At 52.9% G+C, this 20,982-nt stretch carries 15 protein-coding genes; 6 read left to right on the top strand and 9 right to left on the bottom strand.

The annotated features are described in order from the left end of the window. The first annotated feature begins 123 nt into the window (after window positions 1–123). The 4 genes from BMY63_RS08865 to BMY63_RS08880 all read left to right on the top strand — a co-directional run bounded on the left by BMY63_RS08865 (window position 124) and on the right by BMY63_RS08880 (window position 9,744). Window positions 124–3,231 carry a two-component regulator propeller domain-containing protein gene (locus BMY63_RS08865; RefSeq protein ID WP_091916050.1) on the top strand — a complete coding sequence of 1,036 codons (3,108 nt, stop codon included), beginning with the start codon at window positions 124–126 and terminating at the stop codon, window positions 3,229–3,231. Window positions 3,232–3,253: 22 nt separating this feature from the next. After that, window positions 3,254–6,244 (top strand): TIM-barrel domain-containing protein, encoded by a 2,991-nt coding sequence (locus tag BMY63_RS08870; protein WP_091916247.1) that lies wholly within the window; start codon window positions 3,254–3,256, stop codon window positions 6,242–6,244. After that, complete coding sequence (locus tag BMY63_RS08875; RefSeq protein ID WP_091916052.1) at window positions 6,241–8,697, top strand: glycoside hydrolase family 2 TIM barrel-domain containing protein; 2,457 nt, start codon at window positions 6,241–6,243, stop codon at window positions 8,695–8,697. The genes BMY63_RS08870 and BMY63_RS08875 overlap by 4 nt, the downstream gene beginning before the upstream one ends. Before the next feature lie 174 nt (window positions 8,698–8,871). Beyond that, entirely contained in the window at window positions 8,872–9,744 is an 873-nt protein-coding gene (locus BMY63_RS08880; protein WP_091900915.1) for a sigma-70 family RNA polymerase sigma factor, read from the top strand. 83 nt (window positions 9,745–9,827) lie between these two features. Here BMY63_RS08880 and BMY63_RS08885 read toward each other — a convergent pair whose 3' ends face one another. Next, the gene (locus BMY63_RS08885) at window positions 9,828–10,430 is read right to left on the bottom strand and encodes a sensor histidine kinase (RefSeq protein ID WP_091916054.1); all 603 of its coding nucleotides are present in this window, start codon (window positions 10,428–10,430) and stop codon (window positions 9,828–9,830) included. Then, entirely contained in the window at window positions 10,402–11,583 is a 1,182-nt protein-coding gene (locus tag BMY63_RS08890; protein ID WP_091916055.1) for a sensor histidine kinase family protein, read from the bottom strand. Before BMY63_RS08890 ends, BMY63_RS08885 begins: the two co-directional genes overlap by 29 nt. Before the next feature lie 109 nt (window positions 11,584–11,692). Between BMY63_RS08890 and tsaA the strand changes: the two genes are divergently transcribed. Next, window positions 11,693–12,376, top strand: coding sequence for a tRNA (N6-threonylcarbamoyladenosine(37)-N6)-methyltransferase TrmO (tsaA, locus tag BMY63_RS08895; RefSeq protein WP_091916057.1), 684 nt, complete (start codon window positions 11,693–11,695; stop codon window positions 12,374–12,376). A 35-nt stretch (window positions 12,377–12,411) separates the two neighbouring features. On the opposite strand, the gene BMY63_RS08900 is transcribed toward tsaA, so the two are convergent. Genes BMY63_RS08900 through BMY63_RS08910 form a run of 3 tightly spaced genes read right to left on the bottom strand, consistent with a single transcriptional unit; the run spans window position 12,412 to window position 15,100 of the window. Next, window positions 12,412–13,761 carry an alanine/glycine:cation symporter family protein gene (locus BMY63_RS08900; protein ID WP_091916059.1) on the bottom strand — a complete coding sequence of 450 codons (1,350 nt, stop codon included), beginning with the start codon at window positions 13,759–13,761 and terminating at the stop codon, window positions 12,412–12,414. Between the two features lie 37 nt (window positions 13,762–13,798). After that, entirely contained in the window at window positions 13,799–14,389 is a 591-nt protein-coding gene (locus tag BMY63_RS08905) for a DUF4230 domain-containing protein (RefSeq protein WP_256218987.1), read from the bottom strand. 24 nt (window positions 14,390–14,413) lie between these two features. Beyond that, a complete protein-coding gene (locus BMY63_RS08910) occupies window positions 14,414–15,100 on the bottom strand; it encodes a DUF4230 domain-containing protein (RefSeq protein ID WP_091900910.1) in 687 nt (228 codons plus the stop codon). A gap of 296 nt (window positions 15,101–15,396) precedes the next feature. Between BMY63_RS08910 and BMY63_RS08915 the strand changes: the two genes are divergently transcribed. Beyond that, a complete protein-coding gene (locus BMY63_RS08915; protein ID WP_091916063.1) occupies window positions 15,397–15,948 on the top strand; it encodes a DUF4738 domain-containing protein in 552 nt (183 codons plus the stop codon). A gap of 17 nt (window positions 15,949–15,965) precedes the next feature. Here the strand turns inward: BMY63_RS08915 and BMY63_RS08920 are convergent, their stop codons facing one another. The 4 genes from BMY63_RS08920 to lysS are packed head-to-tail and all read right to left on the bottom strand — an operon-like array spanning window position 15,966 to window position 20,860. After that, window positions 15,966–16,697 (bottom strand): inorganic diphosphatase, encoded by a 732-nt coding sequence (locus tag BMY63_RS08920; RefSeq protein WP_091900908.1) that lies wholly within the window; start codon window positions 16,695–16,697, stop codon window positions 15,966–15,968. Continuing rightward, entirely contained in the window at window positions 16,697–18,049 is a 1,353-nt protein-coding gene (locus BMY63_RS08925; RefSeq protein WP_091900907.1) for a glucose-6-phosphate isomerase, read from the bottom strand. The genes BMY63_RS08920 and BMY63_RS08925 overlap by 1 nt, the downstream gene beginning before the upstream one ends. Before the next feature lie 53 nt (window positions 18,050–18,102). Further along, window positions 18,103–19,098, bottom strand: coding sequence for an NAD(P)H-dependent glycerol-3-phosphate dehydrogenase (locus BMY63_RS08930; protein ID WP_091900906.1), 996 nt, complete (start codon window positions 19,096–19,098; stop codon window positions 18,103–18,105). A gap of 34 nt (window positions 19,099–19,132) precedes the next feature. Next, window positions 19,133–20,860 carry a lysine--tRNA ligase gene (gene lysS, locus BMY63_RS08935; protein ID WP_091916065.1) on the bottom strand — a complete coding sequence of 576 codons (1,728 nt, stop codon included), beginning with the start codon at window positions 20,858–20,860 and terminating at the stop codon, window positions 19,133–19,135. Window positions 20,861–20,982 lie beyond the last annotated feature (122 nt).

A 20,982-nucleotide genomic window follows, 5' to 3' on the forward strand; every position in this document is an offset into this window, starting at 1 on the left:
TGTTTTTGCTGGTGCAAAGGTACACATTTTCTCTCATATATAAGCGCTTTTTCTCTTAATTATTTGTGCGTTTCGCAAAAAATTCCTAAATTTGTAGCGAATTAACGACCTAATGCTTTTTGTATGAAGAAACTGTTGACCGTCTTACTGCTAGGGTGGTGCCTGATAATGACAGCAGGCTCCACGATGATACCAGATATGAAGTTTCGTCGCCTCGATACGCGCGATGGTCTGTCGAACTCCACGATCAACTGTCTGTTCCAGGATTCCAAAGGTTTTATATGGATGGGGACATCGTATGGGCTGAACCGCTACGATGGCTACCGCTTCCATACCTATTACTCTGATCCGAACGACACGACGACGCTCCGCAACAACTATGTGGACCAAATATGGGAGGATGCCAAGGGCAGACTGTGGCTGAAGCAGGGTATGAACTATAGTATCTTCGACCCCGTGACTGAACGCGTGAACAGAAACCCGATGACGGAGCTGGCCAAGTGGCGCATCAAAGGCGGTATCGACCGTTTCTATATCGACTCCAGAAAGCGTATCTGGGTAAAGACCTACGACGAGGGTATCTACTGCCTGAATCCCAAGAAAAATAAACTGAAGCTGATCAGATATGGCTATGGCGAGGGCGAGATGCCTAAGGAGTTCTGGCTGTCGTCGTTTGGCGAGTGGGGCGACAGACTGGTAGCTACTTCCAGCGACGGTGAGTTGGTGGTGCTCGATGGTGATAACGGCACCGTGGTGAAGAAGGACAATTGGATGCGACAGAACGGTGGACAGACGAGTCAGGCATACAATGTCTATGTGGATAAGCGCAGTAATATCTGGGTGATATCGACGAGGGTGTTCGTCTACCACCAGAAAGAAAAGAAGTGGTATAACTCGCTTAACGGCTATCTCAATGCTATGGGCATCGGCTCACTGCCGGAAAACCTGCAGGTGTGGGACGTGTGCATGGACCAGCGCGGTTGGCTCTGGGTGGCTACCGACCATGAGGGCTTGTTCGTGATTGATCCGGAGACAAAGATGGTGAAGCAGTTCCTGAACAATAAGTACGACCAGACTTCGCTCAGCGAGAACACCGTCAAGCGACTGCTGCTCGACAAGAACGGCAGTATGTGGATCGCCTCCTACCGTAGTGGTCTGAACCAGTATATCGAGAAGCTTCTGGGCTTCAACACCCTCGAGATGGGTGATATCAACACCACGGCGGAAGACATGCTGGGTAACTACTGGCTGGGTTCCGACAACAGAGGTGTGATCAAGTATAACCCGCAGACAGGTGAGAGTGTGGTCTACGACAAGGCGCACAATGGTTTCGCTTCCGACATCATGGTGTCATCGTGTGCAGCCAAGGATGGGTCTGTATGGTTCGGAACTTATAACGGAGGACTGATACATATCGCTGGTGATCAAATACACAATTACCAGGCTTCGAATGCTGATGGCGGACTACTGAATAATAACGTGTGGTCGGTCACGGAGGATAAGTGGGGGAATATCTGGGTCGGTACCTTAGGTAGCGGTGTGCAGAAGCTGGACCTGAGATCGGGAAAGTTTGAGACCTTCAACTCGTATAACTCCATCCTGCCAGAGAACTTTATGACCTCCGCCGTATGGAACAATAAGGGTTGGCTGATGGTAGGGCATTCTGCTTTCTACTCGCTGATAAACCCTGTGAGCGGAAAGATCATCAACATGACAATACCTACTGTTCCTGGACAGCCGGCAGCCATGGCCACAACCACCTGTCTGTTGGAGGACAGTCGTGGACTGTTGTGGCATGGTTCAACGGCGGGCTGTTGTATCGTCAACCCGAAGACGGGTAAGCAGACCATGCTCGATATGAACACGGGTCTGTTCGGCTCCAGTGTGGTGGGTCTTGTTGAGGATAACCAGCATAATATGTGGGTTGTGACGGAGCATGGTATCTCGAATGTCGTAGCCGTGAAGGAGGATGATGGCGAGTGGACTTTCTCCGTGCGGAGCTTCAGCAATAAGGATGGTCTCCAGCAGGGACCGTATAACCAGCGTTCCATCAGTTGTACGAAGGACGGTCTTATACTCGTGGGTGGACTTGGAGGCGTGGATGTCATCAACCCCAAACTCGTTGCAAATGTCGACAACACGGAGAAGCCGATCTTCAGTGGGCTGAAGCTCTTTGGACAAGAGATGGGTGTCGGACAGGAGTACGATGGGCGTGTCATCTTGAAGAAGGCGCTCAACGAATGTCGTGAGCTCACGTTGCGTTATGACGAGAATCATTTTACCATCCAGTTGGCTACCGACAAAGGTGAGATACACAACCCCTCCCGTTTCGTCTATATGCTCGAAGGCTTCAGTGACCGCTGGATCAAGACAGAGGAGAACGACCCTAATATCACCTATATGTCGCTGCATCATGGCAGTTATACACTGCACGTGAGGATGCTCAACGAGGACGGTACGATGGGAGGCATCGAGTCGACCCTGGAGATTACCATCACACCACCACTATTGCGTAACCGTTGGATACTGCTACTCTTCTTGTTCTGTGTAGGACTAGGTGTCTACCTGTGGCGCCGCCGCTTCTTGGGTCGCCATGCCGACCAGATGGAGCGCGAGCAGTTACGCATGGAGATGATGAAGAAACAGTGGATGAATGAGATGAAGGCTCAGATGCAGAACAGCATCGTTCAGGAGCAGGAGACGGCATCAGAACCAGAACCTCAGTCTTGGGGACTCGGTGAACTGCACAAGGAGCCTGCCGACCTGCAGGCGTTCATGAAAGAGCAGTGCGCACAGTTCAAGGCCCCAGCAGGCAAACGCCTGAAGTTCTCGTTCTTTCCCTTGGCACAAGATCTGATGGTTGAGTTTGACCGTGAGCAGTTGGGCCAGGCTGTACAGATCCTGCTGAACAACTCGGTGATGTTCTCGCCTAAGGACTGCCGCATCAAGGTGTTTGTCGATAAGACACCTTCTCACGGTACTATCCGAATCTCGGATAATGGTGTCGGACTGCCAGAGGGTGCCAAGGAGCATATGTTCGATCCTGTGGTGAGCGATGATGATCCTGGCGTATGTCTTTCTGTCGTGAAGGATATCGTGACGGCTCATGGTGGTACTGTCACAGGCGACAATAATGCCGGAGGTGGTTCTGTGTTCACGATCACCCTGCCGTTAGAGAATGCGGATGTTGAGGAAGCTGTGCTCATGGATGAAGAAGAGAATAAAGATTAACTATAAACTACGAAATTATTTTATGAAGAAATTTTTGATGATGACGGCTGCACTGTTGATGACTGCCGAGATGATAGCGGCAACGGTGCAGACAACCGCTCATGGTGTGACAATCCGTCCTGACGGAGGTCAGGCAAAGGTGATCTGTCTGGAAGTAATTAACAACCATATCATCCGGGTGCGTGCTACGTCGAAGGATGTGCTGCCCGAGAAGCCTGCCTCGTTGATGATTGTGCCGCAAACAGCTCCTCCTAAAGGGTCTTATTCTGTGAGCGAAGAGGGCGAGACGGTGGTCGTTAAAGCCAAGAACGTGACGGCTGTGGTGTCAAAGGCCACGGGCGAAGTAGCTTTCTTTGATGCCAACGACAAACCATTGTTGAAGGAAGCCAAGGATGGCAAGAAGTTCTGGGATTTTACTGTGCCTGAGCGCGAGTTAGGTATGAAAACGGGCTATACTGTACCTGAGGAACAGAAACATGGTTTGTCGTGGCAGATGAAGTTTGACAGCCCAGAGGATGAGGCTTTTTATGGTCTTGGTCAGCACCAGAGTGAGGAGTTCAATATGAAAGGTAAGAACGAGGATTTGTTCCAGTATAACACCAAGGTGTCGATACCTTTTGTGCTCTCTAACAAGAACTACGGTCTACTTTGGGACAGCTATAGCTACTGCCGTTTTGGTAACCCTAACGATTATCTGCAACTGAACCGTGCCTTTAAGCTCTATGATCGTACGGGCAAGGAAGGTCATCTGACAGGAACCTATGTCGATGCTCTCGGAAAGCGACTGGTTCGCGATGAGGACAGCATTTATTATGAATATGGTACGCCAGAGAAATCGGCCATCGCCCTCAAGACAGATCAGGGGGGGATCAAGAATTTCCCCAAGGGTATCAACCTGTTGGGAGCTAACGTCACCTACGAAGGTTTTATCGAGCCTGAGTGTTGTGGTAAGTGCAAAGGTAAGTCACAACTTTATCAGTTTATCCTTTACTACTCTGGTTATGTGAAGGTGTATATTGATGGCAAGGAGGTGGTGCCGGAGCGTTGGCGCACAGCCTGGAACCCCAATGCCTATAAGTTTGCTGTCGAGCTGCAAAAAGGCAAGCGGGTGCAGTTGCGCATAGAGTGGCGCCCTGATGGTGGTGAGGCCTATTGCGGTCTGCGTGTGGCAGAACCCCGTAGCAAGGAGGATCGCGAGCAGCTCTCTGTATGGAGTGAGATGGCCAAGGATATGGACTATTACTTCATTGCTGGTGAGAACCTCGACCAGGTGGTTTCAGGCTATCGCACCCTGACAGGTAAGGCCACTCTCTATCCCAAGTGGGTCTTGGGCTTCTGGCAGAGTCGGGAGCGCTACAAAACCTCTGATGAGATCGAGGGGACATTGGCAGAGTTCCGTAAACGTCATATCCCCATTGACAATATCGTACAAGACTGGAACTACTGGCCAGAGGACCAGTGGGGCAGTCATCAGTTTGAGGCTTCGCGCTTCCCTGATCCGCAGGCGATGCTTGACAGCGTACATGCGATGCATGGCCGCTTTATGATCAGCGTATGGCCGAAGTTCTATGTGAATACAGATCATTACAAGGAATTGGATGCTAAGGGATGGATGTATGTCCAGTCGCCTACGGACGATATCCACGACTGGGTGGGACCTGGTTATACGAATGGCTTCTACGATGCTTACGACGAGGGGGCACGGAAGATGTTCTGGCGTCAGATGGACGAGAACCTGTATACGAAATATAATAAGAATGGCGTGCCTGGTGTCGATGCCTGGTGGATGGATGCCTCAGAGCCTAATGTGCGCGACTGTACCCCGATGTGGTATCGTAAGGCGCTCAGTGGTCCTACTGCCTTAGGAACATCCACAGAATACTTCAACGCCTATTCGACAGTGAATGCAGATGCCATCTATCATGGTCAGCGCTCTGTGTGGAAGGGTAAGAAGAATGAGCCGCGTGTGTTCCTGCTTACTCGTAGCGGTTTCGCTGGTGAACAGCGCTTCTCGACAGCCACATGGAGTGGTGATATAGGTACTCGTTGGGAGGATATGCGTGCCCAGATGACGGCAGGTCTGAACTACTCGATGTCAGGCATTCCCTTCTGGGGCATGGACCAGGGCGGCTTCTGCGTAGAAAACCGTTATGTGGCTGCCCAACAACTCTATGACCGCACCAAGGTAGAGAACGAAGACCTGAAGGAGTGGCGCGAACTGCAGACACGATGGAATCAGTTTGGTACCTTTATCCCGCTCTTCCGCTCTCATGGTCAGTGGCCTTTGCGCGAGATATGGAATATCGCTCCTGACGAGCATCCTGCTTACAAGTCGTTCGTCTATTACGATCGTCTGCGCTATCGTTTGATGCCTTATCTGTACTCGATGGCTGGATGGGCTCACTTCAAGGATTATACTTTGATGCGTGCATTGGTGATGGACTTCAATGGCGATCGTGAGGTGGAGAATATCGGAAACCAGTGGATGTTCGGACCTGCGCTGATGGCTTGTCCTGTGGGATATTATAAGGCGCGCAACCGTTCTGTCTACTTCCCTAAGCAGTGTGGTTGGTATAACCTCTACACCAACGAGTATGTCGATGGTGGACAGCGCCTGGTGGTTGATGCGCCTTACGAGCAGATACCTGTCTTCGTGCGCGAGGGTGCTATCATCCCCTTCGGACCAGAGATGGAGTGGAGCGACGAGAAGTCTGCCGAGCTTATCAACCTCTACGTCTATGCGGGACAGGACGGTTCGTTCCAACTTTATGAGGATGAGGGGACGAACTACAATTACGAGAAGGGGAAGTATGCCACGATCGATATTACCTATGATGATGCTTCCAAGACCGTATCGTTCGGCACTCGTAAGGGTAGCTTCCCTGGTATGCTGAAGAACCGTCGTTTCAATGTGGTGCTGGTCTCTAAGGACGCTCCGAAGCCTCTGAATCTCGACAATCCAGAGGGTAAGATAGTGCAGTATAATGGAAAGGCCGTAAGTGTGAAGTTATGAGGACTCTCTTTTGTCTTGTCTGTGCCTTTTGCGGACTGACAACGATACAAGCCCGTCAGCGTCAGATTCTTGATGCTGACTGGCTTTTTCTTTTGGCCGACTCTGTCCAGATGTCGGAGGTGGATTACGACGATAGCGCTTGGCGTCATCTTAATGTGCCTCACGACTGGGCGATAGAGGGTGACTTTTATGTGGGAAACCCTAGTGGCGCAAGTGGCGGTGCCCTGCCTGGTGGGATAGGGTGGTATCGCAAGCACTTCCAGATCTCTGCCGATCCGTCTCCTAAGGGGAGCCGATTCTTTCTGGAGTTCGATGGGGTATATATGAACTCCACGGTCTATGTCAATGGACAGGAGGTGGGATTCCGGCCTTATGGTTATTCGACCTTCGAGTATGATATCACCCCCTATGTGCATCAGGGGGAGAATGTGGTGGCCGTGCGTGTCGACAACTCCGATCAGCCCAACTCCCGCTGGTACTCTGGCTGTGGTATCTATCGTCATGTGTGGCTTACACAGACCCATCCTGTCCACGTGAAGCACTGGGGCGTATATGCCGATGCCCGTGTGGTCAAGGGAAAGGGGCGTCTCGATATTGGGGTATCGCTTGATGGCGCGGGGACAGTTGAGAACACGCTGATGGATTCCAACGGACGTGTTGTCGGTAGGTCGAGGGGTTTGAGGTCGACCATAACAGTTACCAAACCCCTGCTCTGGTCGTGCGATGCCCCTAATACATACAAGGTGCGTACGGAGGTGAAAGTGAGAGGAAAGGTGGTAGATATCTATGAGACCACGACGGGCTTTCGTGATTTCCGCTTCGACCCTCGGACAGGCTTTTGGCTCAACGGTAAAAACTTCAAGCTCAACGGCGTGTGCGAGCATCATGACTTCGGTTGTCTGGGGGCTGCCCTCAACGAGGATGCCCTGCATCGTAAGCTCACGAAGCTGAAGGCGATGGGTGTGAACGCTATCCGTTGCTCGCATAATCCTCCAGCCCCAGAATTGTTAAACATGTGCGATACGATGGGTCTCATCGTGATGGACGAGAGTTTTGATATGTGGCGACGCAAGAAGACCCAGAACGACTATGCACGTTTCTTCGACGAGTGGCACGAGCGCGATCTCTCCGACCTCGTCATGCGCGACCGTAACCATCCGTCGATCCTGATGTGGAGCATTGGCAACGAGGTGCTTGAGCAGTGGTCCTCTGCCGAGGCGGACACCTTGACCCTCGAGCAGGCTAACCTGATACTGAATGCGGGTCACGATGAGTCGACACTGGCCAAGGACAACGAACTCTCGGTGCAGAGCCTGCTCACCCAGCATCTCGCTGAGATTGTGAAACGCTACGACACCTCGCGCCCCATCACGGCAGGCTGCAACGAACCCTCGCCCAACAACCACCTCTTCAAGAGTGGCGCTATCGACATTATCGGCTTTAACTACCACCACCAGTGGGTGAAGGATGTGCCGCAGGACTTCCCTGACAAGCCTTTCATCTTCTCCGAGAGTGTGAGTGCTCTGCAGACGCGAGGCAACTATATGATGCCCTCAGACTCTGTCTATGTAGCGCCGAAGGAGTGGTGGCTACCTTATACCGATCCGTCGTATATGTGTTCGGCCTACGATAACATGCATGCCTCGTGGAGTTCAACGCATGAGGAAACGTGGGATGTGGTGAAACACACACCTTATGTGGGTGGACAGTTCATCTGGACGGGCTTCGATTATATCGGTGAACCTACGCCCTATGGCTTCCCTGCTCGTAGCTCGTATTTCGGACTGATCGACCTCGCCGGCTTCCCCAAGGATACCTATTATATGTATCAGAGTGAGTGGACCACCAAGCCCGTGCTGCATCTCTTTCCCCACTGGAACTGGGTGCCTGGCGATGAGATTGATATGTGGTGCTACTACAATAATGCCGATGAAGTGGAACTATTCGTCAATGGCAAGAGCCAGGGTGTGAAGAGAAAGACCGCCAGCAAGGATGATCCTCTCTGTACAGCGTATCATGTGGGATGGCGTGTAACATTTGATCCTGGTGAGGTGAAGGCTGTATCGCGGAAAGACGGGAAGGTGGTATGCGAGCAGATCATCAAGACGGCTGGCGCACCTGATCATATCCGACTGTCTGTCGACTATCAGGGGCAATCGACCATATTCATCATGGCCGAGGTGGTGGATAGGGATGGTAACCTCTGTCCTTGGGCAGAGGATCAGATCTGTTTCATTTATGAGGGTGATGGTGAGGTGCTGGGAACAGACAACGGCAGTCAGACCTCGATGGAGAGATTTCGCGTTGTTCCGTCTGTCGACGGTCGCCTTCCAACGCCCCATCGCAAGGCTTTCTTCGGTAAGTGCATGGTGGTGGCTACAGGCAATGGCTCCATCACGGCCAAGTCGGCCACGTTGCAGCCTGGTGTAGTCACATTTACTGTCGAGAAATAGGAGGCAAAACTATCTGCTATATTGCTTTTTTACCCAGAAGATATCAAATAGAGACGTTCAAGTGCCTTTCTTTGGTTAAATAATTATAAATAACGCGTATCGTAACGATAGAAAAGCGAAACTTGTCGATTTTTTTTGTACTTTTGCGCACTTTTTCAGAGTAACAAGGATTATATGAGGCAATTAAAGATTCAAAAGAGCATTACCAACCGATCGAGTGAAGCACTTGATAAATACCTTGTAGAGATCGGTCGTCAGCCCCTTGTGACCATTGATGAGGAGATTGAATTGGCCCAGGCTATCCGTAGGGGTGGTCCTGAGGGTGAGCGTGCGAAGGAGCGTCTGGTGACAGCCAACCTCCGTTTTGTCGTTTCTGTAGCCAAGCAGTATCAGCATCAGGGTCTGACACTGACCGACCTGATTGACGAGGGAAATATCGGACTGGTAAAAGCTGCTGAGAAGTTTGACGAAACGCGCGGATTTAAGTTTATCTCTTATGCCGTATGGTGGATTCGCCAGAGTATCCTGCAGGCTATCGCGGAGCAGAGTCGTATTGTACGTCTTCCGTTGAACCAGAGTGGAGCTCTGAGCAAGATTAATCAAGAGATTAACCGTTTCGAGCAGATTCATCAGCGTCGCCCCTCTGTGACAGAGTTGGCAGAACTGACTCAGATTGATGAGTCGAAAATTGAGCAGACCGCTAAAGCAGACAGTCACCACATGAGTATTGACGCGCCCTTTGGCGAGGACGACGACAATTCTATGGCTGACATGCTCAGCTCTGGTGAGGACTCGCGTACAGACAAGCATGTCGATTACGAGTCGCTGACATCCGACTTAGACAATGTGCTTCGCAACGTGTTGAAAGACCGTGAGCTGAAGATTGTCAAGGAGTGTTTCGGCATTGGTTGTCAGGAGCGTGGTCTGGAGGAGATTGGTGCCGAGATGGGCTTGACCCGTGAGCGTGTGCGCCAGATCCGTGAAAAGAGCATCGCCAAGCTGCACGACAGCGGGCATGCGAAAATCCTGATGAAATATCTTGGATAAAATAATCCCACCAGACGGTGGGATTTTTTGTTGGCCTCATATCATCTCTCTCTCCTGCTACGATAACTCTTACGGGCCTTTGTCTAATCCTGTACGACAGGGATGGGAATCGTGACGACGAAGCGCGCCCCTTGGGTGTAGGTGGTGTCCAGTCGGATGCTACCACTCAGTCGTTCTGCGAGCGTCCTACAGAGTGACAGCCCCAGTCCGATACCTTCCTTGAACGTATTGAGTTTCACGAACCGTTCGAATACACGTTCGGCCTCGTTGGGCGGTATGCCACAGCCAGTGTCCTCAACGGTGAGCGTGAACACCTCTTCGTTGGCGTCGGCCTTCAGGGTGATCGAGCCTTTCTCCGTGTTCTTGGCGGCATTGTCAATCAGGGCGTTAACGATATTCTTCAGCATATTCTCGTTGGTCATGAATGCGAAGTCATCATCCACCTGAGTCTCAAAGTGCAGCGCTACCCCGTACTGGACGATACTTTGGTTCTCCTGCAACAGGTCGCGCAGCAAGTCGTTCACCTCGACCTTGTCGTCCTTTCTGGCACTGCCCTCAGCCTCATTAAGCGAAAGCATCAGCATCTCATCGACGAGCGAAGTGATGAGTTTCGTGTTCTTGCGCATCATCTTCGCAATCTCCTGACGATCCTTGGTGCTAGGGGCCAACTCTGGGTCGGCGATCACCTGGGCAAAGCCACTGATGATGTTCAGGGGGGGTGCGCACCTCGTGACTCACGTTCTGTATGAAGGCCGTCTTCATCTTGTCCGACTCTAAGGCGTGGTTGTAGGCACTCTTCAACTGGCTCATGTGGCGACGACGTGCCAGTACGATGTAGGTGAGGGCAGCCGAGAGTAATAGCAAGAGTAGGATGATCAGCGATAGTCCGATGAACCTGTTCCGATCAGTCTGTCGTTTGGCCTCGTAGAGCTCCATCTCGTCCTCGATACCCTGCATGCTGTTGATTAGCACCACGTTGACGATGGAATCGTTGACCACATTACCCTTCCTCAGTGTCTGATAGGCATCTTTCCATCGTCCCGCCTTCTCGTAGATCATCGTGATGACATCGTAGCCGTCGTCACTCAATTCCTCCTTGGCCATCTTCACCGCCTCGTCCGTACGTCCTTGTGCAGCGAGGTAATAGACCTCCATCAGTCGGCCGTGTACAGATGACAGTCCTTTCGCCACGCCCTCCCTGTATGCCTGGTAGCCTTTCAAGAAGGTCTTGATGTCGCCATTATTGAAGTAGCTTACCGACTTACGCGTCTCGATGTCGAACACCCTCTCTGGTGCGTATTCCTCAGCAATCTTCTTGGCCTTGTCCATCAGCAGCTGAGCCTCCTCTGGGTCGTCGCCGATTGCCACATTGACGATGTTCATGTAGATGGGTGGTATACTGGCTTGATAGCCCTCCTTCTCCATCATGTCGATAACTTGGTAGAAACATTGTTTGGCCGCCTCGTTGTTACCACAGTATCTGTTGATATGTCCCATCATGTTGACGGCCATATACATCTCTTTATCGAGCTTACGCTCCCTCAGTTCCTTCGATAGCTGTCTGGCTTTCCTGTATGCCTCATAGATCTTCTGTTGATTCATGAGGAAGACGATTTCATTACACCGCTGGGTGTAATACTCGTGCAGGTCGTTCTGACTAAGTAGGTAATCCTCCAGTTTACTCACGGCATGAAAGAAACGGTCACAGTCGCCATCATTGAAAGAATGATGAACGGAGTCGCGCAAGGCCAGATAAACCGCATCCTTCGTGCGATCCACACCTGCACTCTCGATGTTAAGGCACAACGTCAATAAGGCTAATAGTAGTACCTTTCTCATAATTTTTCCTTAGATTGTTGGGACAAAAATACAAAAATATTTTAAAGAGAGAAGGAAAATCGGAATTTTTTTTCTCTTTCTCCATAATTTACCGTAATTTTGGCCACTCATGGAAATCCGTCCCATAGCCCATTTCCACTCTCCGTTGAAGTCGAAGTTCGGCATTCCCCGTCAGAGTGGCCTCGTCATCGACCTGCCGGGGCGTATCGTCTTCACCCCTGACTATCGTCAGGCGGAGGCCGTCAGAGGACTTGACGATTTCGATTTCCTGTGGCTCATCTGGGAGTTCTCAGAGAACGGCCACAAAGCCTCCGCCCAGCGCCTCACCGTCCGTCCTCCGCGTCTGGGTGGCAACCGTCGTATGGGTGTCTTCGCCACCCGTTCCCCCTTCCGTCCCAACAACCTCGGACTCTCCTGTGTACGTCTCGATAGGGTGGAGGATGATTCCCATCTTGGTCCCGTAATCCATGTGCGAGGTGCCGACCTGATGGATGGAACCCCTATCTACGACATCAAACCCTATGTCGCCTATGCTGATGCCCACCCCGATGCTCGCAGTGGCTTCGTCGATCGTGAGGTCTGGCGCGAACTGCAGGTCTGTGTGCCCGATGCTGTGGCCACCTTGTTCTCATCTGCCGATTTGGCGGTGCTAAAGGCCACGCTGGCACAAGACCCCCGTCCTCAGTACCACGACGATCCTGAGCGTGTCTATGGCATGCCCTTCCTCAACCTTGACGTCCGTTTCAAGGTCTTGGGCGACGTTTTGACCGTCGTTGAGTGCGTCAGACTCTGACGAATCGATCGTAACAAACAGATCTGACGAGTCTGTTACATCGCCTTATCCAGTCTTCCTTTCCAGAGGTATTTGCGCGTCTCGTGGACAATGATGCCATTGAGACACAATAGAGATATCAGATTGGGTATGGCCATAAGTGCGTTCATGCAGTCGGCCAGGTTCCATACCAGTGCGAGGTTCATCACGCTACCCACGAAAACGGCCGTGATATAGATCACGCGATAGCCCTTTACCCATTGTCTTCCTTTGAAATACTCGACGGCCCGTTCGCCGTAGTAGCACCATCCGAGGATGGTCGAGAACGAGAACGTCAGCAGTCCGAACGTCAGTAGGGGCGTTCCCACATAAGGTATCTTCGAGAAGGCCGCCTTCGTCAGAGTGGCCCCGTTGGAGAAGTCGATATCAGGGTATGCGATCACGCTGCTCACGATTACCAGTCCTGTGAGGGCGCATATCACCACCGTGTCCCAGAATGTGCCGCTCGACGAGACGAGCGCCTGTCGCACAGGGTTCTTGGTCTGTGCCGCGGCTGCCACGATAGGAGCCGATCCCATGCCCGACTCGTTCGAGAACAGGCCTCTGGCGATGCCGAAGCGTGCGGCCATCATCACCGTTGAGCCCACGAAACCGCCACCTGCTGCCTCCGGACTGAAGGCCGACAGCACGATCATACGGAGCGCAGCCCCCAGATAGTCCGCGTTTACGAAGAGGATATACACACAGCCAGCCACGTAGAAGAACGCCATCACAGGCACGAGCATACCACACACGCGGGCGATGCTCTTCACGCCTCCCAGCACCACGGCCCCCGTGAGCAGACATACGATGGTTCCTGTGATGTAAGGCGATACCCCGTACGACTCCTGAGCCACCGTGGCGATGGCGTTTGCCTGTACCGTGTTGCCGATGCCGAAGGCAGCCAGGGCTGTGAAGACGGCAAACAGGATGGCGAGCCATCGCCAACCCAGTCCACGCTCCAGGGCATACATCGGACCGCCCAGCATCTTCCCGTTCTTGGTCTTCACGCGATACTTGATGGCGAGCAGTCCCTCCGCATATTTCGTGGCGATGCCGAACACACCCGTCAGCCAGCACCATAGAACGGCCCCAGGACCTCCCAGGGCAATGGCCGTGGCCACGCCGATGATGTTACCAGTGCCGATGGTGGCCGCCAGTGCTGTGGCCAGGGCCCCGAACTGCGACACGTCGCCTGTGGCGTCAGGGTCTCTCTTTACTGACAGTCGTATGGCCTTGAAGATATGTCTCTGTGGGAATCGCAGACGGATGGTCAGAAACAAGTGTGTGCCCAGCAACAGGATGATCATCGGCCATCCCCAGAGCAGTCCGCTCACCTCCGTCAGGAAATCATTCAGGCATTGCATTATCTAGTCTTATGTTGGTTGTTCGTGGTTGTCGTTTCTATTTCTTGAATGTGATGGCGATATGGTTGAACCCCATTGAGCGCATCATGTTCTCCATCTGTCGCTGGGCGTTCAGCTCTGCCGTACGGATGTTCTCTTTCGTCATACAGTGCTTCACCATTCGCGCGTAGGCCTTCCTGTAGAGCGCCTCACGGTCAGCCGGCTTCCATTTGCCGCTTTCGTAGAACGATTTTGTGCGCGCCTCGTCGATGAAGTCCTTGTCCAGCAGTCCTATCTTCGGCAGTGTCATCACCACCGTGTCGCCGCTGGTCTTGATCCATCCCGGCTCCACCTGATGCATGTTCACCCCTAGGCGCGCTGTTCCGTAGTAGATACGCACCAACTCGTCATTGCTTAGGAAACCCTTGCGTATGGTATCCACCATCTCCTCCGTGCTCACGGCCAGGAACTCCCATTCGCCGATGGCCTTGATGCTTTGTATCTGTGTGGGTGTCACGTCTATCTGGTCGTCTGTGCCGAAGTCTATATGGTTGTCCTTGCTCAGACTCCTCAGCCAGAAGATCGCCACGATGAGGAGGGCCGCCACGAAGAGCACCAACCCCATCCTGAGTAAATTCAAAGTTTTCATGAATTCTTTCATACCGAGTCGTCTTTAATCCTCCATCTTCAGCAACTGTATCATGTCGCCAGTGTTATACTGTTTGCGGAAGGCGATGGTGATGTTCTCCTCCTTGAATCCCATCTCCGTGAGCATGGGCACCAGCACCTTCGCTGTGTTGGCCCGAGCCGTCTCGAGTATTCCCAGTTGTGGGATGCTCTCTATGATGGCCGCCCGTCCCTGTTGCTCGTAGTTCGTCATTTCCCTGTCGCTGAAGTGCGCCCTTGCCAGTGCCACATACTGTTTGATGTTCTCCTGGTCTATCTTCGAGCTCGTCATCACCACCTGAGGGTCAGGCAGTGTCACCGTGATCCTCTCTCCATGGCGCTCGATGTTCTTCTCTGAGAACGCGCTTAAGTCGATATATGCCTTCAGTTTCGCGTCGATGGGAATGGCGATCTTCCTGTCGCCCAACGGCAGCGGTATGTTGAACGAGCGCTGCAGGATCGAGCCCTTCAGTCGCAGCACGTCGTCGTGCGTCACGATCTTGTGCACATGATACTCCGCCGTGTAGAGTCTGGCGCATTTCTGTATCTGCATGATGAGCATCGGCACCGTGTCCACTCCCTGGTAGGATGTGACGGGGTCGCCGCTCCCGTTCTCCTGTTCTGAATGACCCTGACAGGAGACGAGGGCGACGACCGCCACTACAACTAAACTAGATAGGATGAATTTTTTCATCTTTTGTTTTGATTTAACATCGAAAACAAAGGCAAAGGTAGTAAAAAAATGTCAAAATATTAAATACGAGCATGTTTTTTTCTAAAACGATTAAACTTTTTGTGGTTTCCTTCCGTCAAAAGAGTGGTTACTGTTATAAAAGAATCTGATATCAAGAACGGTGATAAATAGTGATAATTCGTTAATTTTTTATTTAGGTAAGCGAACCTAAAGGCCCACCCCGAAAAAGGTGGGCTTTTTTTGTGTAATATAAAAAAAAGGTGTACCTTTGCGCTCAGTAAACAGACTAAGACAGTATGAAGAATAGCGTATTAGTGGCAGTCGTATTAGGCACGTTGGTGCTTGTGGGCTGCGGAGGAAAGAAGAGTGAGACCAAGGATATCATTGTCACGACGACAGAGGCTCCAAAGCCCAAGGGACCTGTTAAGATGCAGTCCTATCGCCAGACCAAGGATGTGATGTGGCTCGACAAGAGCTATCAGGTGGTCATCGACCGTACCCCCGACGACAGTCTGCGCATGGCCGTCGACGAGACAGGTCAGAAATATGTCGACAATCATGTCAGCCTCCGTGTCATCCGTGCCGACGGCAGTGTATTCTTCAGTCGTAGTTTCACCAAGTCCTCATTCGATGCTTATCTCGATGGCGACTATCGTGAGGGGGGCATCCTCGAAGGTTTTGTCTTCGACAAGGTCGACGGTGCTCGTCTGGTCTTCGCCAGCAGCGTGTGTCTTCCTCAGACCGATGAGTATATCCCCTTGGTGGTCACTGTGAGCAGTCAGGGCGAGGTCGCCATCCGTCGCGACAGTCAGTTGGACACCAACGGTGATGACGACGAAGAGATCTGATCCTTCACCTTATTCTTTTATAGCTCTTCGGCCACCAGCTCGTGCCAGTGGTCGCAGAACGTCTGCATCGAGGGGAACAGAAGGTTCGCCCCCGCCTCAAGCAGTATCTCGTCGGCCAACGGTCCCGTGTTCACGGCCACGGTGAAGATGCGAGCTGCATAGCCGGCCCTTACGCCCAGCGGTGCGTTCTCCACGACGATAGCCTCGTAGGGCATGAGTCCTCCCGCCTTCTGCAGTCCCACGAGATACGGGTCAGCATTGGGCTTTCCCCGTTTCACGTCGTAGGCCGTGGTGATGTGCGCCTCGTCCACAAATCCGTCGAAGTCCTTGAGTATCCGTTGGATGAGCGGCCGCTGTCCACTGCCTGTCACGATGCCGATCTGTAGTCCTGCCGCCTTGATCTTACCCATCAGTTCCAGGATGCCAGGCATGATGGGGGCCTCAGGCAGACTGTGGAATATACGACTCTTCACGTCGTACATCCGTTGTGCCTCCGCCTCGTCGATCTCCCGTTTCTGTTGCAGACTCACCATTACGCGGATCGTGTCGATGCCACGTGCGCCCTCCGTGGCATACGCATCGTCGGCCGTCATCTGCAGTCCCAGTTGCGCCATCGATTCCTGCCAGGCGATGGCATGGTTAGGCATAGAGTCGTAGAGAACCCCGTCCATGTCAAAGAGCACGGCTTTGGGGCGGAGTGCCTCAAAGCCGTGTTCCTCTAAGTATTTCTTTTTCGCCAGTTCGTACATTACTCCGCAGCGAGCCGTTCTTTGATGGCCTTGCTGTCAGCCTCATATCCAGGTTTGTCGAGCAGGGCGAACATGTTCTTTTTATAAGCCTCTACACCGGGCTGGTTGAACGGATTTACACCCAGCACATTTCCGCTGATGCCACAACCGATCTCGAAGAAGTAGATCAGCTGTCCGAGGTAGCGCTCGTTCAGGCGCGGCATGGTGATACGGATGTTAGGTACACCACCGTCGACGTGAGCCAGACGAGTACCCAACTCAGCCATCTTGTTCACCTCGTCTACGCGCTTGCCAGCGAGGAAGTTCAGTCCGTCCAGGTTCTCCTCGTCGCTGGGGAACAGCAGTTTCTTCTCAGGCTCCTCCACGCTGATCACCGTCTCGAAGATGGTGCGCTCGCCGTCCTGTATCCACTGGCCCATCGAGTGCAGGTCGGTGGTGAAGTCGACGCTGGCGGGGAAGATACCCTTCTTGTCCTTACCCTCGCTCTCGCCGTAGAGCTGCTTCCACCACTCACTCATGAAGTGGAGCTTCGGCTGGAAGTTCACCATGATCTCGATCTTCTTACCGTTCTGGTACAGACCGTTGCGCACGGCGGCATACTGGGCGGCAGGGTTCTCCTCGAAGGGCACGTCCTTACCACAAGCCTTCTCCATGTCCTGGGCACCAGCCACCAACTCCTTGATGTCGAAACCGGCACAGGCGATAGGCAGCAGACCCACTGGTGTGAGCACCGAGAAACGGCCACCCACGTTGTCTGGGATGATGAAACTCTTGTAACCCTCCTTGTCGGCGCACGAGCGGGCAGCACCACGCTTAGCGTCTGTGATGGCCACGATCACCTTCTTGGCCTCGTCCTTACCGCGCTGTGCCTCGCACTGCTTTTTCAGCAGACGGAACGTCAGGGCCGTCTCAGTGGTCGTACCACTCTTGGAGATATTGATCACACCGAACTTCTTGTCCTTCAGATACTCAGTGAGCTCGAACAGATAGTCCTCACCGATATTATTGCCTGCATAGAGGATGGTGGGGTTCTTCTGATCCTTCACCAGCCAAGCAAAGCTGTTGCTCAGTGCCTCGATGACGGCACGCGCTCCCAGGTAGGAGCCGCCGATACCGGCCACCACCACCACCTCGCAGTTGTCGCGGAGCGTGTTGGCACACTGCTGCAGTTCGTCGATGAAAGCTGGTGTGATGCTGGATGGCAGGTGTAGCCATCCCAGGAAATCGTTACCAGGACAAGTGCCGTCCTCGAGAGCCTGTTGAGCGGCCTTCACTTTGGGTTCGAAAGCCTTTACTGCGCCAGCCTCAAGGAAACAGGCGGCCTTTGTGATGTCAAGACTGATATTCTTCATTGTTTTGTTAAATTATTGAATTTAGTTATATGTTTTGTGTTAAAAGCCACATATTATCTGAAACTATCGGTGAGCAACTTGATCTCTATCTGCGGTGAGATACGCTCATACAGAATATTGTACACAGCGTCGAGTATCGGCATGTTCACATGGTAGTGGCGGTTGATCTCCTTCATGCACTTGGTACCGAAGTAGCCCTCCGCAATCATCTCCATCTCGATCTGTGCCGACTTCACGCTGTAACCCTTTCCGATCATCGTTCCGAAGGTGCGGTTACGCGAGAAGTTCGAGTAGCCTGTCACGAGCAGGTCGCCCAGGTACACCGAGTCGTATGGATTACGCTCGATGGGGTGTACGGCCGTCAGGAAACGACTCATCTCCTGTACGGCGTTCGACATGAGCACCGCCTGGAAGTTGTCACCGTATTTCAGTCCACTACAGATACCCGCAGCGATGGCATACACGTTCTTCAGTACCGACGAGTACTCGATGCCGATCACGTCCGTCGATGTCTTCGTCTTGATCACATCGCTCGAGAGCACGTCGCAGAACGCCTGCGCCTTCTCTCTGTCGGCACATCCCACGGTCAGGTAGCTCAGTCGGTCCATGGCCACCTCCTCGGCATGTGACGGTCCACCGATGCATGCCAGGTTCTCGTAGGGCACGTCGTATACCTGATGGAAGTATTCCGAGCATACCAGGTTCTCGTCGGGCACGATACCCTTGATGGCCGTCAGTATGAACTTGTCGCGCAGTCGCGTCCTCAACTTCTTCAGATGACTCTTCAGGTAGGGCGACGGTGTCACGAACACCAGTGTGTCGTATTGCTGGGCGATACGGTTCAGGTCGCTGTCGAAGGCAATCTCGTCGATGTTGAAGTGCACACTGGTCAGGTAGGCCGGGTTATGACCCAGTCGACGGAAGTCGTCGATACGGTCGTCGCGTCGCATATACCAGCCGATGTGGTGCGTATGTCCCACCACGATCTTGGCAATCGCCGTAGCCCAGCTACCGCCTCCGATAATCGCTATCTTCCCACAGTCAAACACTTTGAACTTTGATCTTTAAACTTTGAACTTATGATTACTTATTTGCGGCTTCGATCCACTTGGCGATATCATCGACAGAAGGCTTCTGCAGTTCCAGCTTGTATTTCTTCACGATGTCGCCGATCTTCTGCTGCAGGCCCTGTGCCTTCTCGTCCTTGATGTTCGAGATCAGGTTGAAGCCCGCCTTGCGCAGTACGGGCACCCAGTCCTCGCCTACGCCGATCTCGGCCCACTCGGCCACGCTGCTCTGCGGCATCTTCTTCTCCGGCTTCATCTGCGGGAAGAACAGCACCTCCTGGATGAATGTCTTACCCGTCATGAGCATTACCAGACGGTCGATGCCGATGCCGATACCACTGGTAGGAGGCATGCCGTACTGCAGTGCGCGCAGGAAGTCCTGATCGATGATCATCGCCTCGTCGTCGCCCTTGTCGGCCAGTCTCATCTGTTCCACGAAGCGCTCCTCCTGGTCGATGGGGTCGTTCAGCTCCGAGTAGGCGTTAGCCAGCTCCTTACCGTTTACCATCAGCTCGAAACGCTCGGTCAGTCCCGGCTTACTGCGGTGCATCTTCGTCAGCGGCGACATCTCCACGGGGTAGTCGGTGATGAACGTCGGCTGGATGAACGTGCCCTCGCAGAACTCGCCGAACAGCTCGTCGATCAGCTTACCCTTACCCATGGTCTCATCCACGTCCATGCCCTTCGACAGACAGAACGCACGGATCTCCTCCTCGCTCTTACCGTTGCAGTCGAAGCCTGTCTTCTCCTCGATAGCCTCGAGGATCGGCAGTCGGCGATAGGGCGCCTTGAAGCTCACGATGTTACCGTCGATCTCACGCTCCGGCTTACCGTTCACGGCGATACAGATCGTCTCAAGCAGCTTCTCTGTGAACGACATCATCCAGTTGTAGTCCTTATACTGCACATACAGCTCCATGCACGTGAACTCCGGGTTGTGGTTACGGTCCATACCCTCGTTGCGGAAGTTCTTGCCGATCTCGTACACACCCTCGAAGCCGCCCACGATCAGACGCTTCAGGTAAAGCTCCGTGGCGATACGCATGTACATATCCTGGTCGAGCGCGTTGAAGTGCGTGATGAACGGCCGTGCTGAGGCACCGCCCGCAATCATCTGCAGCGTCGGTGTCTCCACCTCCGTGTAGCCTGCCTCGTCGAGCACGCGGCGCAAGGTGCGTATCACGGTGGCACGCTGCAGGAACGTGTCCTTCACGCCCTCGTTCACCACCAAGTCCACGTAGCGCTGACGGTAGCGCAGCTCCGGGTCATCAAACTTATCATATGCCACGCCGTCCTTGTATTTCACGATTGGCAGCGGCTTCAGACTCTTCGAGAGCAGTGTCAGTTCCGAGGCGTGCACGCTGATCTCACCCGTCTGAGTGCGGAACACCTTACCCTTCACACCGATGAAGTCACCGATGTCGAGCAGGCGTTTGAATACATTATTATAAAGATCCTTGTTCTCGCCCGGGCAGATATCGTCGCGGGTCACATACACCTGGATTCTTCCTTTGCTATCCTGTAGCTCTGCGAAGCTAGCCTTACCCATCACACGGCGGCTCATCATACGACCAGCGATCACCACCTCGCGCTCCTCGTCGTCCTTGAACTCCTCCTTGATGTCGGTGCTGAAGGCGTTGGTGGGATATTCTGCGGCAGGGTACGGGTCGATACCCATGTTGCGCAGTTCCTGCAGGCTCTGTCGCCTGCCGATTTCTTGTTCACTTAACTCTAAAACGTTCATGTCTAATATTCGAATATTTGCTATTTGGGTGCAAAGTTACGAAAAGTCGAGCGCAAAACAAAGAAACTCGTTTCTTTTTTTTGCCGAGACGGGGTAACTTCGCCATCTTTGATGGCAAGGTT

The sequence above is a fragment of the Prevotella aff. ruminicola Tc2-24 genome (assembly GCF_900110895.1).
GTDB lineage: Bacteria > Bacteroidota > Bacteroidia > Bacteroidales > Bacteroidaceae > Prevotella.

Coding starts and splice junctions, on each gene's coding strand:
- BMY63_RS08900 (WP_091916059.1), bottom strand. CDS start 13,761: ATGCAATGCCTGAATGATTTCCTGACGGAGGTGAGCGGACTGCTCTGG.
- BMY63_RS08870 (WP_091916247.1), top strand. CDS start 3,254: ATGAAGAAATTTTTGATGATGACGGCTGCACTGTTGATGACTGCCGAG.
- BMY63_RS08875 (WP_091916052.1), top strand. CDS start 6,241: ATGAGGACTCTCTTTTGTCTTGTCTGTGCCTTTTGCGGACTGACAACG.
- lysS (WP_091916065.1), bottom strand. CDS start 20,860: ATGAACGTTTTAGAGTTAAGTGAACAAGAAATCGGCAGGCGACAGAGC.
- BMY63_RS08865 (WP_091916050.1), top strand. CDS start 124: ATGAAGAAACTGTTGACCGTCTTACTGCTAGGGTGGTGCCTGATAATG.
- BMY63_RS08890 (WP_091916055.1), bottom strand. CDS start 11,583: ATGAGAAAGGTACTACTATTAGCCTTATTGACGTTGTGCCTTAACATC.
- BMY63_RS08920 (WP_091900908.1), bottom strand. CDS start 16,697: ATGTACGAACTGGCGAAAAAGAAATACTTAGAGGAACACGGCTTTGAG.
- BMY63_RS08905 (WP_256218987.1), bottom strand. CDS start 14,389: ATGAAAACTTTGAATTTACTCAGGATGGGGTTGGTGCTCTTCGTGGCG.
- tsaA (WP_091916057.1), top strand. CDS start 11,693: ATGGAAATCCGTCCCATAGCCCATTTCCACTCTCCGTTGAAGTCGAAG.
- BMY63_RS08880 (WP_091900915.1), top strand. CDS start 8,872: ATGAGGCAATTAAAGATTCAAAAGAGCATTACCAACCGATCGAGTGAA.
- BMY63_RS08925 (WP_091900907.1), bottom strand. CDS start 18,049: ATGAAGAATATCAGTCTTGACATCACAAAGGCCGCCTGTTTCCTTGAG.
- BMY63_RS08910 (WP_091900910.1), bottom strand. CDS start 15,100: ATGAAAAAATTCATCCTATCTAGTTTAGTTGTAGTGGCGGTCGTCGCC.
- BMY63_RS08915 (WP_091916063.1), top strand. CDS start 15,397: ATGAAGAATAGCGTATTAGTGGCAGTCGTATTAGGCACGTTGGTGCTT.